This window comes from Protofrankia sp. BMG5.30 (genome assembly GCF_001983005.1).
GTDB classification, from domain to species: domain Bacteria; phylum Actinomycetota; class Actinomycetes; order Frankiales; family Frankiaceae; genus Protofrankia; species Protofrankia coriariae.
Genome location: NZ_MOME01000067.1, coordinates 1 through 16,399, shown reverse-complemented (window position 1 = coordinate 16,399; position 16,399 = coordinate 1). Strand labels below are relative to the sequence as shown.

At 72.1% G+C, this 16,399-nt stretch carries 17 protein-coding genes and 2 pseudogenes; 8 read left to right on the top strand and 11 right to left on the bottom strand.

Going from position 1 to position 16,399, the window contains the following annotated elements:
- Both BL254_RS23660 and BL254_RS23655 read left to right on the top strand, forming a co-directional pair.
- On the top strand, positions 1–452 hold a 452-nt coding region (locus tag BL254_RS23660; protein WP_217699363.1), incomplete at its 5' end, for an integrase core domain-containing protein.
- Between the two features lie 9 nt (positions 453–461).
- Positions 462–1,131: pseudogene (locus tag BL254_RS23655) on the top strand (hypothetical protein); the annotation flags it as partial.
- 187 nt (positions 1,132–1,318) lie between these two features.
- Here the strand turns inward: BL254_RS23655 and BL254_RS23650 are convergent.
- Positions 1,319–2,938, bottom strand: a complete 1,620-nt coding sequence (locus BL254_RS23650) for a glycosyltransferase 87 family protein (protein WP_083731353.1) — start codon at positions 2,936–2,938, stop codon at positions 1,319–1,321.
- Positions 2,939–3,051: 113 nt separating this feature from the next.
- On the opposite strand from BL254_RS23650, the gene BL254_RS23645 reads away from it, so the two are divergent.
- Together BL254_RS23645 and BL254_RS23640 are read left to right on the top strand one after the other, a co-directional pair.
- Positions 3,052–4,251, top strand: a complete 1,200-nt coding sequence (locus BL254_RS23645) for a molybdopterin-dependent oxidoreductase (protein ID WP_076845208.1) — start codon at positions 3,052–3,054, stop codon at positions 4,249–4,251.
- Positions 4,248–4,700: a hypothetical protein gene (locus BL254_RS23640; protein ID WP_052914942.1), complete on the top strand. Its 453-nt coding sequence runs from the start codon at positions 4,248–4,250 to the stop codon at positions 4,698–4,700. The genes BL254_RS23645 and BL254_RS23640 overlap by 4 nt, the downstream gene beginning before the upstream one ends.
- Before the next feature lie 144 nt (positions 4,701–4,844).
- On the opposite strand, the gene BL254_RS23635 is transcribed toward BL254_RS23640, so the two are convergent.
- The 3 genes from BL254_RS23635 to BL254_RS23625 are packed head-to-tail and all read right to left on the bottom strand — an operon-like array spanning position 4,845 to position 7,020.
- On the bottom strand, positions 4,845–5,597 hold the full coding sequence (locus BL254_RS23635) for a bifunctional 2-polyprenyl-6-hydroxyphenol methylase/3-demethylubiquinol 3-O-methyltransferase UbiG (RefSeq protein WP_083731352.1): 753 nt from the start codon (positions 5,595–5,597) through the stop codon (positions 4,845–4,847).
- Positions 5,594–6,343, bottom strand: coding sequence for a DUF2064 domain-containing protein (locus BL254_RS23630; protein ID WP_083731351.1), 750 nt, complete (start codon positions 6,341–6,343; stop codon positions 5,594–5,596). Before BL254_RS23630 ends, BL254_RS23635 begins: the two co-directional genes overlap by 4 nt.
- Positions 6,340–7,020, bottom strand: coding sequence for a glycosyltransferase family 2 protein (locus BL254_RS23625; protein ID WP_047224969.1), 681 nt, complete (start codon positions 7,018–7,020; stop codon positions 6,340–6,342). The genes BL254_RS23630 and BL254_RS23625 overlap by 4 nt, the downstream gene beginning before the upstream one ends.
- A gap of 163 nt (positions 7,021–7,183) precedes the next feature.
- Between BL254_RS23625 and BL254_RS23620 the strand changes: the two genes are divergently transcribed.
- The 3 genes from BL254_RS23620 (at position 7,184) to BL254_RS23610 (ending at position 10,324) form a co-directional block, all read left to right on the top strand.
- Positions 7,184–7,972 carry a response regulator transcription factor gene (locus BL254_RS23620; protein WP_086055627.1) on the top strand — a complete coding sequence of 263 codons (789 nt, stop codon included), beginning with the start codon at positions 7,184–7,186 and terminating at the stop codon, positions 7,970–7,972.
- A complete protein-coding gene (locus BL254_RS23615; protein WP_076845206.1) occupies positions 7,969–9,150 on the top strand; it encodes a sensor histidine kinase KdpD in 1,182 nt (393 codons plus the stop codon). The genes BL254_RS23620 and BL254_RS23615 overlap by 4 nt, the downstream gene beginning before the upstream one ends.
- Positions 9,151–9,280: 130 nt before the next feature.
- Positions 9,281–10,324 (top strand): SDR family NAD(P)-dependent oxidoreductase, encoded by a 1,044-nt coding sequence (locus tag BL254_RS23610; RefSeq protein WP_076845205.1) that lies wholly within the window; start codon positions 9,281–9,283, stop codon positions 10,322–10,324.
- Between the two features lie 25 nt (positions 10,325–10,349).
- Here BL254_RS23610 and nhaA read toward each other — a convergent pair whose 3' ends face one another.
- From nhaA to BL254_RS23590, 4 genes are all read right to left on the bottom strand, one after another.
- Positions 10,350–11,714, bottom strand: a complete 1,365-nt coding sequence (gene nhaA / locus BL254_RS23605; RefSeq protein WP_076845203.1) for a Na+/H+ antiporter NhaA — start codon at positions 11,712–11,714, stop codon at positions 10,350–10,352.
- A gap of 306 nt (positions 11,715–12,020) precedes the next feature.
- Entirely contained in the window at positions 12,021–12,359 is a 339-nt protein-coding gene (locus tag BL254_RS23600; RefSeq protein ID WP_052914943.1) for a TfoX/Sxy family protein, read from the bottom strand.
- Positions 12,356–13,051, bottom strand: coding sequence for a type 1 glutamine amidotransferase domain-containing protein (locus tag BL254_RS23595; RefSeq protein ID WP_254858472.1), 696 nt, complete (start codon positions 13,049–13,051; stop codon positions 12,356–12,358). Before BL254_RS23595 ends, BL254_RS23600 begins: the two co-directional genes overlap by 4 nt.
- 202 nt (positions 13,052–13,253) lie before the next feature.
- Positions 13,254–13,844, bottom strand: a complete 591-nt coding sequence (locus tag BL254_RS23590; RefSeq protein ID WP_076845210.1) for a TetR/AcrR family transcriptional regulator — start codon at positions 13,842–13,844, stop codon at positions 13,254–13,256.
- A 372-nt stretch (positions 13,845–14,216) separates the two neighbouring features.
- Between BL254_RS23590 and BL254_RS23585 the strand changes: the two genes are divergently transcribed.
- Entirely contained in the window at positions 14,217–15,017 is an 801-nt protein-coding gene (locus tag BL254_RS23585; protein WP_047224964.1) for an S-methyl-5'-thioadenosine phosphorylase, read from the top strand.
- 72 nt (positions 15,018–15,089) lie between these two features.
- On the opposite strand, the gene BL254_RS23580 is transcribed toward BL254_RS23585, so the two are convergent.
- The 3 genes and pseudogenes from BL254_RS23580 to BL254_RS23575 form a co-directional block, all read right to left on the bottom strand.
- The gene (locus BL254_RS23580; RefSeq protein ID WP_371391291.1) at positions 15,090–15,701 is read right to left on the bottom strand and encodes a CBS domain-containing protein; all 612 of its coding nucleotides are present in this window, start codon (positions 15,699–15,701) and stop codon (positions 15,090–15,092) included.
- A pseudogene (locus BL254_RS29710) lies at positions 15,681–16,010 on the bottom strand (chloride channel protein); the annotation flags it as partial. The pseudogene BL254_RS29710 and the gene BL254_RS23580, both read right to left, overlap by 21 nt.
- 31 nt (positions 16,011–16,041) lie before the next feature.
- The coding region (locus BL254_RS23575; RefSeq protein WP_217699361.1) for an integrase core domain-containing protein at positions 16,042–16,399 on the bottom strand (358 nt) is incomplete at its 5' end.

Here is a 16,399-nt window from a genome sequence, read left to right as displayed (position 1 = left end):
CAGTCCACGCGGACCGCGGCGGGGCGATGGTCTCCAAACCTGTGTCCGAACTTCTCGTCGACCTGGGCGTCCACCGGTCTCATTCCCGACCGCGGACCTCGAATGACAATCCCTACTCGGAGGCGCAGTTCAAGACACTCAAGTACACGTTCGATTTTCCGGAAAGGTTCGGGTCGCTGGCGGATGCCCGGGTCTTCTGCGAGGGGTTCTTCACCGCCTACAATCACGACCACCGCCATTCCGGGATCGGGTTCCACACGCCCGCCTCGGTGCACTTCGGTACCGCCAAGCAGCTCCAGGCCCACCGGCAGGCCACCCTCGACCGTGCCCGCGCAGYGCACCCCGAGYGGTTCGCGCGCCGGYCACGGCCACCCCGTCTACCCGAGACCGTGTGGATCAACCAGCCAGTCCCAAGCCAACCGAGTAACGACCAACTGTCTCATTTGACTTGACATCTACCGTGGCGCCTGCTCGTGTTCGCAGGCTTCGTCACGCTGGCGCTGAATGTCGCCGAACCACTCATCGAACAGAACTACGGCCGGGCAGCCTTCGACGCCGTTGGACCGCTTCTCCTGATCGGCTGGGCCGAGGTCGGGCCGGGCCTGCTCCAAGCAATGAAGGCCACCGAGCCCAAGACGGCCCAGCCTACATCCGGAAATGGCCTACCCGCAGCAGACGAGGTATTCGTGCAGCCGGAAGCCCCCAGGGCTACGTCCCCTGTGCCGGAGCAACCCCACACGAGACAGTCCAAGGATGAGCTCGAATCCGTCCAGCACATTCAGGAAGAAAAACCGAGCAGTACACTGTCGCCAGTATCGCCTATGGACGAGGACATCGGACCCACCGGAGACTTCATCCCCGAGAATCAGAGCCGGCGCCGGCGATGACGGAGGCCAGCGTCGGATTGACAAAAAAGCGCGCGAGCAAGACCTGCTCCACCGGGCACGCGCTGAAGATGTGCTCCATTGGCAGAATAGCCAGCGTCCAATCTCGGCGGAAACGTTGCGGAAACGTCTCCACGTCGGTGCGCCCACCGCTCGCAGGCTCGTCGCAGAACTGCGCAGCGACACCCACACCAGGATCGAAGGCATCACCGGGCCCGTGGATGGCGAGTCTCCCCGAGGCCGGTGATCGACGAGGACACGGGAATCCCGCGGCGGCCGAATTCAACATCCAGGAGCGGGGCAGTAGTGTCCTATGAGGGCTCGAGTGAGATGTTCACCTCTCGCCGCCAGCGCTTCAAGATCCCGTTCTGTCATGGAGGCGAAGTACATCGTCCGTGCCGGTGCCGAGCGGTCGCGAGCCTCCGGATGATCGCCTACTCCCGATCTCTACGGATCGGGAGTAGGCGGAGCAGCTCCGCTGGCTGTGGCCGACCGGGATTCATGGGTGCTCTAGGCTGTCGGCGCTGTGGATGGCGGGCGCTGGAGCTCGCCCGCGGGACGCGGCGGGCGAGACCCGCGGCAAACACGATCGCCGCGGCGATGGCGTAGGAGCCGACCCGCAGTGTCCAGGCGTCGCCGGGCAKATCAGTGAACAGGGAGATATAGAGGGGATGCGCGGCCGCGGCCACGGCCAGCCATTCCGGTCGGCCGGCGAGGACCGCGAGAGCCGCCACCAGTACCCCGTACCAGGGTTGCGCGGGAGTGGCAGTCAGGAACGCGGCGCCGACAAGCCACAGTGCGCCCCTCTCCACGGGAACCCGGTCGGGATCGGTCCGTAGCACTGCGGCCGTGACTGCGGCGAGCAGCGCTGCCGCGACGGCCTTCGCGGCAGTGCCGTGCACGCCTAGACCCGCGAGCAGAAGGAATCGGCTGCCCTGGTCGTAGCCTTCGACGCGCAGATACTCCGGAAGGAAACCGAGCACACCTGTCCCCACCGCCAGCACGTGCGGGAGATAGGCCAGTACGACCACCGCAGCGGCCGCGCCCGCCAAGGCGACGGGCCGGCAGGCGCGGCGTCGCCCCACCATCGCCGCGAGTACCAGCACCGGATAGAGCTTGACCGCCACGGCCGCCCCGAGCAGGCCGCCGGCCAGCCACGCCCGCCGCACCGACAGGACGGGGGACGATGCCCCCCGGGCCACGGACGGGGACACGCACGGGGACAGGGAGGGCGACTCGCCCGCAGGGGGCCGGCGGCCATGAGTAAGCAGTGCCAGGGCGCCGAGCACGAGCAGAGCGCCGAGGACGTCCACATGTGCGTCGGAGCCGACGTCCAGGCCTGCCAGCGGCGTCAAAGCGTAGAAGGCCGCGTGGCGCGGATCCCGCCCGCGCCGGACCAGCATCCGCATGAGGAGGCCGACCAGGGCCAGCGAGAGGAGCGACGCCCAGAGCTGGAGCCGGTGCTCGCGTGGCGGCCCGGGCAGGAGCTGCACCGCCGTGAAGTAGGCCTGCGCGACCGGCGGGTAGATGGTGTGTGCCCGAGGGTAGTTCAGCCGGGTGCAGTGTGGCTGCGGGTCGTCGGCGGTGCACCCGGCCGAGTTGGGGAACAGCCAGTCGTCCCGGACGGCGGTGAGCTCTGGCGCTAGCGGCCCGTAGCGGTAGGGGTCGATGCCGGTGGCCTGCACCCGGCCGTCCCAGGCGTAGCGGTACAGGTCGTCGGAGAGCCGCGGGCCGCTCGTGAGAGCCACCGCGTGGATCAGGATGACGGCGACGAGCAGCAGGGCCATGGCCAGCCGGCGGGGAGCGGCGAGCACCAGCAGGGTGGCCGTCGCCAGCCCGAGCGCCCACCACAGCATGACCAGGTACAGCAGCGCCGGGGTGCTGACCAGGTAGCCGGGCTGGCGCAGCACCGCCCGCTGGGTGGCGAGCAGGCCCGCGAGCCCGATGGCGGCGCCGGCGAGCGCCGCCGTCCGCCACCCGGGGAGCCGCGCAGCCGGGCTGTCCGGCTCGGTGGAGRCGGCCCGGGCGTCGGTTACGGCGGAGGTGCTCGGCATGCGGTCAGCCTGGCGGCTGTTCCGGCTGGCAGGACAGCGCCGGGGCCGGGCTTCTCCGTTTCGTAAGGCTTCGCGCCGCCCGCGGGCCGGCCGGCGGCACCTACGGTGCGGACATGCGCGTGCTGACGCGGCGACTCCCGTCTCCCCCCGAGGTCCTGCGGCGTGGCCCACTGCGTGCGGGTGCCTTCCCCAGCCGGCTGCACGAACCGCGTCTCGCCGCGCTGCTCGGCAGCTGGCTCGGGATCGCGTTCGCCGTGTGCTTCCTGACGGGGCTGGTCTCGCACTTCATGCAGCACCCGCCGGGCTGGCTGGTCTGGCCCGCCCGCCCGGTCTGGCTCTACCGGCTCACCCAGGGCCTGCACGTCGCCACCGGGCTGGCGTCCATTCCGCTGCTGCTGGCGAAGCTGTGGACGGTGTACCCCCGGCTGTGGCAGTGGCCGCCGGTGCGTTCGGCGGCCCACGCGCTGGAGCGGCTCACGATCGTGCCGCTCGTCGCGGGATCCCTCTTCCAGCTGGCCACCGGCGTCGCGAACATCGCCCAGTGGTACCGGTTCCGGTTCTTCTTCACCGTCACCCACTACTGGGTCGCCTGGATCACGGTCGGCGCGCTGCTGGTGCACCTCGCCGCGAAGGCCACGGTGGTGCGGGCGAACCTGGGCACCGGCCGGGTCGGGGGCGCGGACCCGACCGGCCGGCGGGACGCGCCGCGGCCGCCGGACGGTGGGCTGTCCCGGCGCGGCCTGGGGATCGCCGTCGGGACCGCGGCCGGGGTCATCACGCTGACCAGCGCCGGCCAGTCCGTGCCCTGGCTCGCGCGGCTCGATCTGCTCGCACCCCGGCGGCCGGATGTCGGCCCGCAGCGGCTGCCGGTCAACCGGACCGCGGTCGCGGCGGGGGTCGTCGCGCTCGCTCGTGATCTGGGCTACCGGCTCGAGATCGTCGGGCCGCGCCCGTTCGCCCTCGGCCTCGACGAGCTGCGGGCCCTCGAGGAGCACACGGCGCGACTGCCGATCACGTGCGTGGAGGGGTGGGCCGCCGACGCCACCTGGCGCGGCCCGCGCCTGCGGGATCTGCTCGACGCGGCGGGCATACCGCCTGGCGCGACGGTGCGCGTCGAGTCGCTCGAGACCCGTGGCGGCTACCGGTCGAGCGAGGTCGCCCCGCCGCACGCCCGGGATCCACTGACACTGCTGGCCACCGGGCTGAACGGGGCCGACCTGGACATCGACCACGGGTATCCGGCACGGCTCATCGCACCCAACCGGCCGGGTGTCCTGCAGACGAAGTGGGTGCACCGGGTGGTGATGCTGTGAGACCGACCCCGCTGCGCGTCCTGCGCGGCGCGCTCGCGGCCGCCGGGCTCGCGGCGCTCGGCTACGGCGTGGCAGGGCTGTTCACGACCAGCCGCGCCACGCACCCGCCGCAGGCCGCCCGCTGGCTGATCGGTGCGCTGCTGGTGCATGACCTCGTCGCCGTCCCGGTCACGGCCCTGGTGGGGATCGCGCTGACCCGGTTCGTACGCCCCCCCTACCGGGCGGTGGTCCAGGGTGCGTTCCTGGTCAGCGGGGCCGTCGCCCTCGCCAGCCTGCCGCTGTGGCGCGGCTACGGCGGTTCGCCGGGCAACCCGACGGTCAACCCGCTGCCCTACGGGCGGAACCTGGCGATCGTTCTCGGCGCCGTGTGGGCCGGCGCCGGAGTCGTACTCGCCGTCCGGGCGGTCCAGGCGCGGCGGCGCCAGGGACCCACGCAGGGCCCGACCTAACGGCAGGGCCCACCCCGGAGGCATGTCGGCAGAGCTCCTCCCTGTGACAGAACCGACCCCGGTGGCACCCCGGTGACGCGGGCTGCGGAGAGGGATGCCTGGCGGGGAACGGGCGGACGACCGGGTGTTCACCGCCAGGCCAGTTCACCGCCAGGCCAGGGCCGCGAAGCGACGGCGCTCGCTGTCCCAGGTCGCCACGACCTCCAGGCCGGCGGCCGCGGCGTGCCGGGTGATCTCCCCGGGCCCGACGAACGCCCAGGGAAACGGCCGCGACACCCGGCCGTCCGGCCCCTCCAGGCGGACGGGCCCGCGGCCCGGCTCCGGGTCGGTGCCGAGCTCGACCAGGACCCGGCCCTCCCGGGCGAGCAGCTCGGCGGCGCGGCCGAGCAGCAGGCCCGGGTCACCCCCGATGCCGATGTTGCCGTCGGCCAGCAACAGTGTCGACCAGCGTCCCTCTCCCGGCAGCGGGCCGAAGACGTCACGGCACAGCGCGGGCGCGCCCGCCCGGCGGGCGAGGCGGACGGCGAAAGGCGCCACGTCTATGCCGAGCACGGGCACACCGCGCCGCGCGAGAAAGGCCGCCAGCCGGCCGGGACCGCAGCCGACGTCGAGGGTGGGGCCGGCACACCGCCGCAGCAGGGAGGCGTCACCCGGGGCCAGCCCACCGCGCCAGGTGAGCACCGGCAACGGCGCCCGCCGACCGTCGGCGTGGCGTACCCACAACCGGCCGTCCGTGGAGCGCAGCGCCGCCTCATACAGGGCGGTCGGCGGACTGCCAGCGCCGCCCTCGGCAGCGGCAGCGGCTGGGGCCCGGACTGGGGCAGCGGCCGGGGGACGCGCCTGCGTGGGTCCGTCGTCGCCCACGGTGTTCCGCGCGGAGCGCGCCGCCGCCGTCATCTCGCGACCCGCGAACAGTCCTCGCCGGCCTCGCTGGCCCGGATCGCCTGGAGAGCACCGGCGAAGCGGCCGTGCGGGGCAAGGCGTGCCGCAGCCTCCGCATCGGCCGCGGTGTCGACGTCCCTCAGCACGGGCAGCGGCGCGACCCGCAGGCCGGCCCGGACCAGCCGGTCAAGCTGGCGGGCCCCGGTGTCAGGCCGCGAGGTCGCGATCCCGTGCAGCAGGCGGCCGTCGGCGCGACGCAGGCCCAGCGCCCACCATCCGCCGTCGGCGGCGGGGCCGAACACCGCGTCCGCGCTGGCCAGCTGCCGGCAGGCGTCCGCGAGCAGGTTTGAGGTCAGCTGTGGGGTGTCCATCCCGATCAGGAGCGCGGGGCTGCCGGCAGCGGTGTCGAAGGCGGCGGCCAGGCGGACGTCGAACGGGCCCGAAGCCTGCGGGACCGTCTCGACCGGCACCCGCAGCCAGGGGCCGGGGGCACCGTCGAGCACGAGCACGGGCCGGACCATGCCGGCGCCGGTGCGCCCGGCGAGACGGCTGACCGCGTCCAGGGTGTCCGCGAGGGCCGCCTCGGCCAGCGCGGCGGCCTGCTCGGGAGTGAACGGTGGTGTCAGCCGGGTCTTGACCCGTCCGGGAACCGGCTCCTTCGCCACCACCAGCAGCGTCACCGCGGGGACCGGCCCCACCGGGACCGGCGCCACGGGTGTCCGCTCCCCGGGGACCTGCGCCGGGGGCCGCTGCGCGGTCATCGCAGCCTCGCCAGGGCTGCGGTCATGTCCCGCACCGCCCGTGCCGTGCCCAGCGGCGTCCCGGTCACCTTCGACCGCCCGACCCGCGGCCGGTAGTCGACATCCGTCTCGATGATGCGCCAGCCGGCCTGTCCGGCACGCAGCAGCAGCTCCAGGGGGTAACCGAAGCGCCCGTCGGCGATCGGAAGGCCCAGCAGCGCCTCGCGCCGCGCGGCCCGCATCGGGCCGAGGTCGTGGACCGGGACGCCACGGCGGCGCAGCCGCTGGGCGACGACCGCGTTGCCCAGCCGCGCATGCGGCGGCCAGGCTCGCGGGGAGGTCGGCCGCCGCCGGCCCAGAACGAGGTCGGCGCGCCCGGCCGTCAGCTCGGCGACGAGGCCGGGGAGCTGCGCGGGGTCCAGCGACCCGTCGGCGTCGCAGACGCAGACCACCTCGGCGCCCGCCGCCAGCAGACCGCCCCGGACCGCCGCACCGTAGCCACGCCGCGGCACGTCGACGACCACGGCGCCCCGCTCGCGGGCAACGCGGGCCGACCCGTCGCGGGAGCCGTTGTCCGCGACCACGGCACGGTAGCCGGGCGGCAGTCGGTCCAGGACCCAGGGCAGTGCCTCGGCTTCGTCGAGGCAGGGCAGGACGACATCCACCGACGCCTGCGTCGGGTCACATTGCGTGATCATGATCGGCACTCTAGTGACGACCTGTACGCACCGACCCTTACCAAACAAGGAAATCCGCTGCCCGGCGGCCGACTCGCCGCGGTCTGCGCGGAGCTTCTTACGAATCGGTGACGGCCGGTTCCAGCGCCGCCCGCGGCGGCTGCCGGCGCTCTATGGTGGCCCGGTGGCCCGTGTCCTCGTGGTCGACGACGACGCCACCGTCGCCGAGATCGTCGACCGCTACCTGCGCAGTGCCGGCTTCGACGTCGACCGGGCCGAGGACGGGCCGACCGCGCTGCGGATGGTCGAGGCCGCCACCCCGGATCTGGTCGTGCTCGACCGGATGCTGCCCGGCCTCGACGGCCTGGAGGTCTGCCGCCGGCTGCGGGAGCTGGCCCCCGTCCCGGTCATCATGCTGTCGGCGCGGGGCGAGGAGGCCGATCGCGTCGCCGGGCTGGAGTGCGGCGTGGACGATTACGTGACCAAACCGTTCTCCCCGCGGGAGATCACGCTGCGGGTGCGGTCGGTGCTGCGCCGGGCCGGTGAGGCGGCACGCCCCGCGCCGGGCGTCCTGCGGGCGGGAGCCGTGGCCGTCGACGTGGCCGCGCGCACCGCCTCCCGCCACGGTGCCCCGCTCGGCCTCACCGTGCGCGAGTTCGACCTGCTGGCGTTCCTGCTGCGCCATCCCGGCCGCGCCTTCACCCGGGCCGAGCTGCTGGAACAGGTGTGGGGGTGGACCTACGGCGACCCCTCGACCGTCACGGTGCACATCCGTCGGCTGCGCGAGAAGGTCGAAGACGACCCGAGAGCACCCCGGCTGCTGGTCACCGTGTGGGGAGTCGGCTACCGGTTCGACCCACCGGCCGCACCCATCCCCGACACGGCCGACCCCGTCGGGCCGACCGGGCCGACCGGGCCGTCGCCCACGGACGACGCCCGGGGCCGGCCGGCCTGGGACGAGGCGACTGCGTGAGCGCGGACCTGCAGATCGTCGGTATCGCCCTGGCCTGCTCGGCGGCCGTCGCTCTCAGCGGCGTCCCGCTGCTGCGCCGACATCGCGCCCGGCCGCTGTGGACCACCGCGCTCGTGCTCTGCGTCGTGCCGGTCGTCGCGGTCGCGGCCGGCGTGGTCGGCACCGCCCGCGCGATGTTCCTCTCCGACCACGACCTGCGGGTGGTGCTGATCGTCGTCGCCGTCTCGGCGCTGGTCGCGGCCCTGAGCGCGGTACGCCTCGGCCGGCCGGTCGTCCGGGCCACCGGTTCGCTGACCCGGGCAGCCGACACCCTCGGGGACCTGTCGTACCAGCCTGCCGGCGACGTCCCGTCCGAGGAACTGGCGGCTCTGGCCCGCACGCTCGACGCCACCCATGTCCGGCTCGTCGAGGCGCGGGACCGGGAACGCGCGCTCGAGGCCAGCCGGCGCGAGCTGGTGGCCTGGATCAGCCACGACCTGCGCACCCCGCTGGCCGGTATCCGGGCCACCGCGGAGGCACTGGCGGACGGCATGGCCGTGGACGCGGCGACGACCGAGCGGTACCACCGGCAGATGCTCGCCGACGCCGAGCGGCTGACCGGCATGGTCGACGACCTGTTCGAACTCGCCCGGCTCCAGGCCGGGGCCCTCCATCTGACGCTGGAGAAGGTCAGCCTCGACGACATCGTGTCGGACGCGGTCGCCGCCGTCGGACCGATCGCCCGCGCCAAACGGGTCACCGTCACCGGCAGCACCGAGGACGCCGTCTACGTGGACGCAGACACCGCCCAGGTCAGCCGGGTGCTGACGAATCTGCTGGTCAACGCCATCCGTCACACCCCCCAGGACGGCACGGTCGAGGTCCGGGTCGCGCGGGGCGGCGGCACGGGGCAGGGCGACGGGACACTCCCCTCCGGGGACGCCCAGGCGATCGTCGCGGTCGCCGACCGGTGCGGGGGGATCCCCGCCGAGGACCTGCCTCGGGTGTTCGACCTCGGCTTCCGTGGGGAGACCGCCCGCACCCCCGGCGACGGTAGCGATCACCCCCACCAGCCGCGGGTGCGGTCCGGCATCGGGCTGGCGATCGTCCGGGGCATCGTGGAGGCGCACGGTGGCGACGTCACCGTCCACAACCAGCACGGTGGCTGCCGTTTCGTCATCGCGCTGCCGGCTGCCTGAGCCCCTGCCAGCCAGCACCCTCCCTGTTCTTCCTACCTCTCTTCCTCCCTTCGACCGGCACCGGAGCGAGGCTTCGGGCTTCCCCGGTTCGTAAGATCCGGCTGGCGCCCGCGGCACTAGCGTCGCGGGCATGCGGGTTCTCGTCACCGGCGGCGCCGGTTTCATCGGTTCCCACGTCGTCGACGCGCTCATCGGCGCGGGCCACACCGTTCGGGTACTCGACGCCCTGCTCCCGGCCGTGCACCGGACGAAACCGGAGATCAACGACGCCGCGGAGTTCCTCGTCGGCGACGTCACCGACCGGGCCACGGTGGAGGCGGCGCTCGGCGGGGTGGAGGCCGTCTGCCATCAGGCGGCCATGGTCGGACTGGGCGTCGACCTCGACGACCTGCCGGTCTACGCCACCCACAACGACCTCGGCACAGCGGTCCTGCTGGCCGCGATGGCCCGCCGCGGCACAGGGCGTCTCGTCCTGGCCAGCTCGATGGTCGTCTACGGCGAGGGCRGCTACCGCTGCCCGGCCGACGGGGTGGTGCGCCCCGGACCCCGCCGGCCCGCCGACCTGGACAGCGGCGCCTACGAACCGCCCTGCCCCCGGTGCGAACGTCCGCTGCACAGCATCCCCGTCACCGAGAGCGCCCCACTGGACCCCAGGAACGTCTACGCGGCCACCAAGGTCGCGCAGGAGCACCTCGCGGCCGCGTGGGCCGCGGGCACCGGCGGCACAGCGGTGGCCCTGCGCTACCACAACGTCTACGGCCCGAGGATGCCGCGCGACACCCCTTACGCCGGCGTCGCGTCCATCTTCAGGAGCGCGCTGGAGCGGGGTGAGCCGCCCCTGGTGCATGAGGACGGCGGCCAGCTGCGCGACTTCGTCCACGTCCACGACGTCGCCCGCGCCAACCTGGCGGCGCTACGCCGCCGCCCGGACGCCGGCCACCTCGTCCCGGTCAACGTCGGTTCAGGGCAGGCACACACCGTCGGGGAGATGGCGCGTGTCCTGGCGCACGCGTTCGGCGGGCCCGCGCCCGTCATCACCGGCCAGTACCGGACGGGCGACGTCCGGCACATCGTCGCCTCCTCCGACCGTGCCCGCGACCTTCTCGGCCACCGGGCGACGGTCACCTTCTCCGAAGGGATGGTCGCCTTCGCCCTCGACCCACTCCGCGGCTGAGCGACGACGGCCAGGCCCCCTCAGATCACCTTGGGCGGGAGATGTCGGACGTGTCCCCGGCGGCGGATTCTTGAAACACGTCTGGGACGCCATCCCCGTCCCGGTCGACCGCGTCTTCCTCCTCGATCTTGCGATACACCCGGTTACGCGTGCGCAGTACCACCGCCGCGAGCACGGCGGAGGTCAGGGAGCCCACGAGGATCGCCGCCTTGGCATGCTCATCACGCTCAGTGCCGTCACCGAACGCCAGCTCACCGATCAACAGCGACACAGTGAAGCCCACACCGGCAAGGAGCGCGACGCCGAGAACGTCCCACCAGGACAGGTTCTCGTCCAGCTCGGCACGCGTGAAGCGGGCCAGCAGAAACGTCGAGCCCAGCACCCCGACCAGCTTGCCCACCACCAGCCCCAGCGCCACACCCAGGCCCACCGGATCACGCAGGGCCGCGCCGATCCCCCCGCCCCCTAGCGACACACCGGCCGACATCAGCGCGAAGACCGGGACAGCGACGCCGGCGGACACCGGCCGCCAGAGATGCTCGAACCGCTCAGACATCCCGTGCTGCTCCCCCGAAGCGGGCCGGGTCGGCACCGCGAACCCGAGCAGCACCCCGGCGATGGTGGCGTGCACGCCGGACGCGTGCATGAGCGCCCACGCAACGACCGCGAGCGGCACCAACAGATACCAGCGGGTGATACCCCGGTTGACGACCAGCATGAACACGGCGATCGTCGCGAGCGAGCCGGCCAGCGAGACCAGGCTGAGTGAATCCGTGAAGAACACCACGATGATCACGATGGCGAGGAGGTCGTCGACGACGGCCAGCGTCAGGAGGAACGAGCGGAGCGCCACCGGCAGATGTGTGCTGATCACCGCCAGCACGGCGACCGCGAACGCGATGTCCGTCRCCGTCGGCACAGCCCACCCCTCCAGCGCCCCTCCCGCGGAGACCATGTTGACCAGGGTGTAGATCAGGGCGGGCAGTGCCATCCCGCCGACGGCCGCGATGACGGGCAGGGCCGCTCGGCTCGGCGATCTGAGCTCACCGAGGACGAACTCGCGCTTGAGCTCGAGGCCCACCACAAAGAAGAAGATCGCCAGCAGGCCGTCCGACGCCCAGTGTGCCAGGGACAGGTGCAGGTGCAGTGCTTCCGGACCGAGGTGGGCGTCGGTCAGGGTCTCGTAACCAGCTCGCCAGGGCGAGTTGGCCCAGAGCAGCGCCACCACCGCGCCTGCCAGGAGTAGAAGGCCGCCAACCGTCTCGCTACGCAGTACGTCCGTGACCTGCTGAGCGCGCGACCAAGTCGGCCGCGCCAGCAGCCTACGTGGGGACGATCCGGACCGCTGCGGGCGCTTCCGCCCCTGGATGCCGCGTGAAGCCGCAGCCATATAACCCCTTCCGGGAAGACCAGTCGCATGTGCCGTCTGCGTGTCCGTCACGACCACGTAGAACAGGTCACGTGATGTAGACGGGACAGACGCGTCCCTCATGCCGACCAGACTTCCCGGCGCACCGCCGTTCACAATAGTGCCCGACAGCCCCAGCCGCGACGCATTTCACCCCACTACGGCCGGAAGCCGTACACCGCCGGCCCCGCGACCCCACGAAGATCAGCGTTCGCTCACCAGTGACCGAGCCGCTCACCGACGGAAGCTGGTTGCGAGAACCGCCGGGCGACAGCAAGCGCCGCCGTCTCACGTCCGAGCATTCTGAGAGGACGTGGAGATCGCATGGCGGATCAGGTCAGCCAGGGCTTCGCGATCGTCGAGGACCTCGTCGGGAACGCTGTAGTACGCGCGGACCGTCACGGTCCTTCCAGCCGCCTGGTAGGCGAAAGGCCGCCGGCCCGCCGCCTCCCATGACAGCCGTTCGTCGTCGGCGACTTTGACGAAGAGGGTGTCCATGACCATCCCGACCTGGCGGCCACGGTGGCACAACGCCCAGCCGCCGAAGAACCGTCTGAGCGTCATCCCGTCCGCTGCGTCCTCCACCTGGTCGAGGACGTGCTGGGCGAGCTCCCGGTTTCCGCTCACGGCCGGGTCGACGTGGTGGGGGCCTGCCGCATCGACTCGATGACGAGGGCGGCGACCTGCGCCGAGGAAGCCGGGTTCTGCCCGGTGACGAGCTGACCGTCCCGAATGACGTGAGGGGCGAAGGGCTGGCCCGCGGAGTACCTGGCGCCGAGGGCGCGCAGCCGCTGTTCGAGGGAGAACGGGACGAGACTGGTCGCGGCGACCAGTTCCTCCTCGGCGTCGCTGAAAGCGGTCAGCTGCCGGYCCCGAACGGCCGGGTGTTCCGCGACCTGGGTGTTCAGGAGCCCGGCGGCTCCGTGGCAGACCGCGCCGACGGTCCCGTTCCGAGCGAGTACGGCCGTCAACAGCTCGGCCAGCGGCGGGCTGTCAGGAAAGTCCCACATTGTTCCGTGGCCGCCCACCAGGATGATGCCGTCGAGGCCGATCGCGGCCAGGCCGGCCACGGGTTCGGTCGCGGCCAGGCGGGCAAGCGCGTCGGAGTCGGTACGGAACCGGTCCACCGCGTCGGTGACCGCGGGCGGCGCGAGGCTGGCGGGATCGGCCGGAGGTTGCCCGCCGGCGATCGAGGCCATGGTGACCCCGACGCCGGCGTCGGTCAGCGCGTAGTACGGGGCGGCGAGTTCCTCGTACCAGAAGCCGGTCGGACGATCGGACTCGCCGAAGCGAGCAGTCGAGGTGAGAACGACTGCCACTCTGGGACAGGCCACAGCGAACCTCCAGTTGAACGTGAGCATGCTGAAACAGAGGTCGACGGAATCAACGACCGGCGAGGATGTGGCGGTCGTTGCCATGGGTTGAGCGGATGCGGCTACCGCGCCGCTCTGCGGCGAACCGCTCCGGGTGCATCGATTGCTCTGGGGGCGTCGATCGCTCCGGGCGTGTGGGGTGCGTCGGTCAGCCGGGCGCTTCCCGCAGCGAGGCCACGATGTCCTCGGTGACCTGCCGTAGCCGCGGCCGCTCGGCGCCGGACCGCACCAGGACCAGCACACCCTGGTAGTCGACCAGCAGTCGCAGCCCGAGACGGTCCGCAGGCAGGCCCGTGGGAACCTGGCCGGCCGCGCGGGCACGTRCCACCGCGCCCGCGAAGCCCCGTTCGATCTCCTCCAGCCCTCGCCGCACACCGCGGGTGGTCAGCTCGTCGAGCGCGTAGGACTCCACCGCGCTGTTCGTCACCAGACAGCCCGGATCATGGTCCAGCCCGGTCTCGAACGTCGAGGTGAAGTAACTTCGGATGCCGGACAGCGGGTCGTCGACCCGCTGGAGATGCTCGGCTACCCGCCGGCGGACCACCCGCTCGACGTAGGCGTCCAAAGCCGAACGGAAGATTTCGTCCTTGTTCCCGAACGAGCGGTGCAGACTGCCCGGATGCAGCCCGGTCGCAGCCTCCAGATCCCGTAACGACGTGGCGTGAAACCCCTGGCAGCGGAACAGCTGCATCATCGTCAGCAGAACCTCGTCCGAGTCGAACAGCTGCCGCCGCCCCACCGACACCCCCAGTAGTTGGTCGATCGACCACAAATCTAGCGGGCAGATCGGATCTGTCAACCCGCCGCCGTGGCGGCCTCGTGGACAAGGCGCGGGTGGCCCGGGGGCCAAGTGCAAGGCGGGCCAGCCGCCGTCCGTAGGCATCGCCTACGACAAGGTCGGAAGTTCTTACGAGCCGCGGAAGCCTCCCCCCGTGCCCGTCAGCCGGCGGCYACGCCGGCATACGTTCTCGCACAGTGCATTCACGGCCGAGAGGCCGGTCGGTCCCGGCCGGTCTGTTCCGCGCCCGCCGGGATGGCCGGCATTCCGGCTGGCACCTGGCACCGGGCGGCAGACCGGGCTTTCGAGAGTCGTCAGGCATGGAGGCGGGGAATGACGCGAGCGGAGATCTCGGTCATCGGGGGAACGGGCCTGTACTCGTTCCTCGAGGATGCGACCGACATCCAGGTGACCACGCCGTACGGAGAACCCAGTGACCCGATCGCCGTCGGCAGCCTGGACGGGCGCCCGGTCGCGTTCCTCGCCCGCCACGGCCGTGACCACCGGTTTCCGGCCCACCGGGTGAACTACCGCGCGAACCTCTGGGCGCTTCGCAGCCTCGGCGTCCGGCAGGTGATCGCACCCGCGGCCGTGGGTTCGCTGCGGCCGGAACTCGGCCCGGGCACGTTCGTGCTGCCCGACCAGCTCGTCGACCGCACCTCCGGCCGTGCGACGACCTTCTACGACGAGGGTGCCGTCCACGTGTCCTTCGCCGATCCCTACTGCCCGGCCGCACGGACGTCGGTACTCAAGGCCGGGACCGAGCTCGGTGTCGGCGTCGTCGACGGCGGGACGATGGTGGTCGTACCGGGACCGCGGTTCTCCACCCGGGCGGAGTCCCGCTTCTTCGCAGGCCAGGGATGGTCACTGGTCAACATGACCGGCCATCCGGAGGCGGTTCTCGCCCGCGAGCTCGCGCTCTGCTACGTGTCGATCGCCCTCGTGACAGACCACGACGCCGGTGTCGACGGCGGGACGTCGGTCGCCCAGGCCGACGTCTTCGAGGTCTTCGCGCGTTCCGTCGATACTCTGCGCGAGCTCGTCCGCCTCACGGTGGCCGCCCTCCCGAGCACACGGGAATGCGCCTGCCCCACCGCGCTGGACGGTATGACGCTCCCGCTCACGCTTCCCTGAGGACTGCCCTCACCAGCCCCGGTAACCGCTGGCGGTCCTCATGAGGATGCGACTCGCGGATCGAGGCCGGCATCAGTCCGTCCCCRCCTCGGGCACCACGATGGCCTCCGTTCGTGAGGGCGAGGGTTGATCGCCGACCTGCGGCCCACCTCCCGGGAGGGTCGCGGCCGCCTGCCGAGAGGCGGGCGGCGGGTGYATCGCGGCGAGGATCGACTGGTGAGTGATCCAGCCGACGATGTGACCCTGCCGGGGGTCGAGGACGACGATGCCCCCACTGGACGCGCCTTCGAAGGCGTCGAGGGCATCGGCGAGGCTGGAGGCAGTGGTGACACTCGGACGCTGAACGGCGAGGTGGCCTGCGCTCCGAGTGGCACGGCTAGGAACGTCGAGAGCGTCGGCGACTGCCTGCGCGGTGACCACTCCCTGGTAGCGGCCGGCGTCGTCGACGAGCGGCAGGCAACCGTGTGGGGCACGGGCGAGCGCCACCGCCGCGCTCCTGAGCGGCACCGCGGCCGGCAGGGCCKCTGGTGGCGGACCCAGCGCGGCGGTGATCGGCTGGTTGCGCAACCGACGGGACTGGTGGGACGCGCCAAGGTCGACGCCTCGTCGAGTGAGCTTGAGCGTGTAGATCGTTTCATGGGACAGCAGGGCGCTGGTCAGGGTCGCGATCACGACCGCGGCCATCAGCGGCAGGATGATCGTGTACTCACCGGTGAGTTCGAACAGGATCAGCACGGCGGTGACGGGCGCACGGGCCGCACCGGCGAAGACCGCGCCCATGCCGACCAGCGCGTAGGCCCCGACCGGCGCGACCAGATGACCTGCGGCGTCGTGCGCGACCAGACCGAACGCGGCCCCGGTGGCCGCGCCGACGAACAGGGAGGGGGCGAAGACCCCACCGGACCCCCCGATGCCGATGGTCAGACTCGTGGCGACGATCTTGCCGACCAGGAGCAGCGCGAGCAGCCCCAGCCCGTACCGCCCACCGACCGCCCGTTCGAGTGTCCCGCGTCAAGATCTTGGCTCAGAAATCTTGACCTGAAGGTTGGGTATTTCCGATCTTGGTGGGGGGTTTGAGGGTGGGATTGTGGTGGATCTCGATCGGCCGGTGGAAACCGAGGGCCTCGTGCGGCCGGACACGATTGAAGATCTCCCGGTAGGCGTTCGCCTCGCGGACGAGGTCGTCGAGGGTGTCGATCTCGTGTCGGTAGAGGTGCTCGTACTTCAACGAGCCGAACGCGCGCTCACGGACGCCGTTCTGGCCGGGGCTCTTGCGCCGGGTGCGGATGTGGAGGAGCTCGGACCGGGAGGCGACGAACCGGGCGAAGACCGCGCCCTTGAACGCCGCCCCGTTGTCGGTGACCAGCTTGATCTTCCTGATG

Bases quoted from the DNA above. Each gene is read 5' to 3' on its own strand.
- BL254_RS23585 (WP_047224964.1), top strand. From the start codon at position 14,217: ATGACGCGAGCGGAGATCTCGGTCATCGGGGGAACGGGCCTGTACTCG.
- BL254_RS23645 (WP_076845208.1), top strand. From the start codon at position 3,052: ATGCGCGTGCTGACGCGGCGACTCCCGTCTCCCCCCGAGGTCCTGCGG.
- BL254_RS23625 (WP_047224969.1), bottom strand. From the start codon at position 7,020: ATGATCACGCAATGTGACCCGACGCAGGCGTCGGTGGATGTCGTCCTG.
- BL254_RS23630 (WP_083731351.1), bottom strand. From the start codon at position 6,343: ATGACCGCGCAGCGGCCCCCGGCGCAGGTCCCCGGGGAGCGGACACCC.
- BL254_RS23635 (WP_083731352.1), bottom strand. From the start codon at position 5,597: ATGACGGCGGCGGCGCGCTCCGCGCGGAACACCGTGGGCGACGACGGA.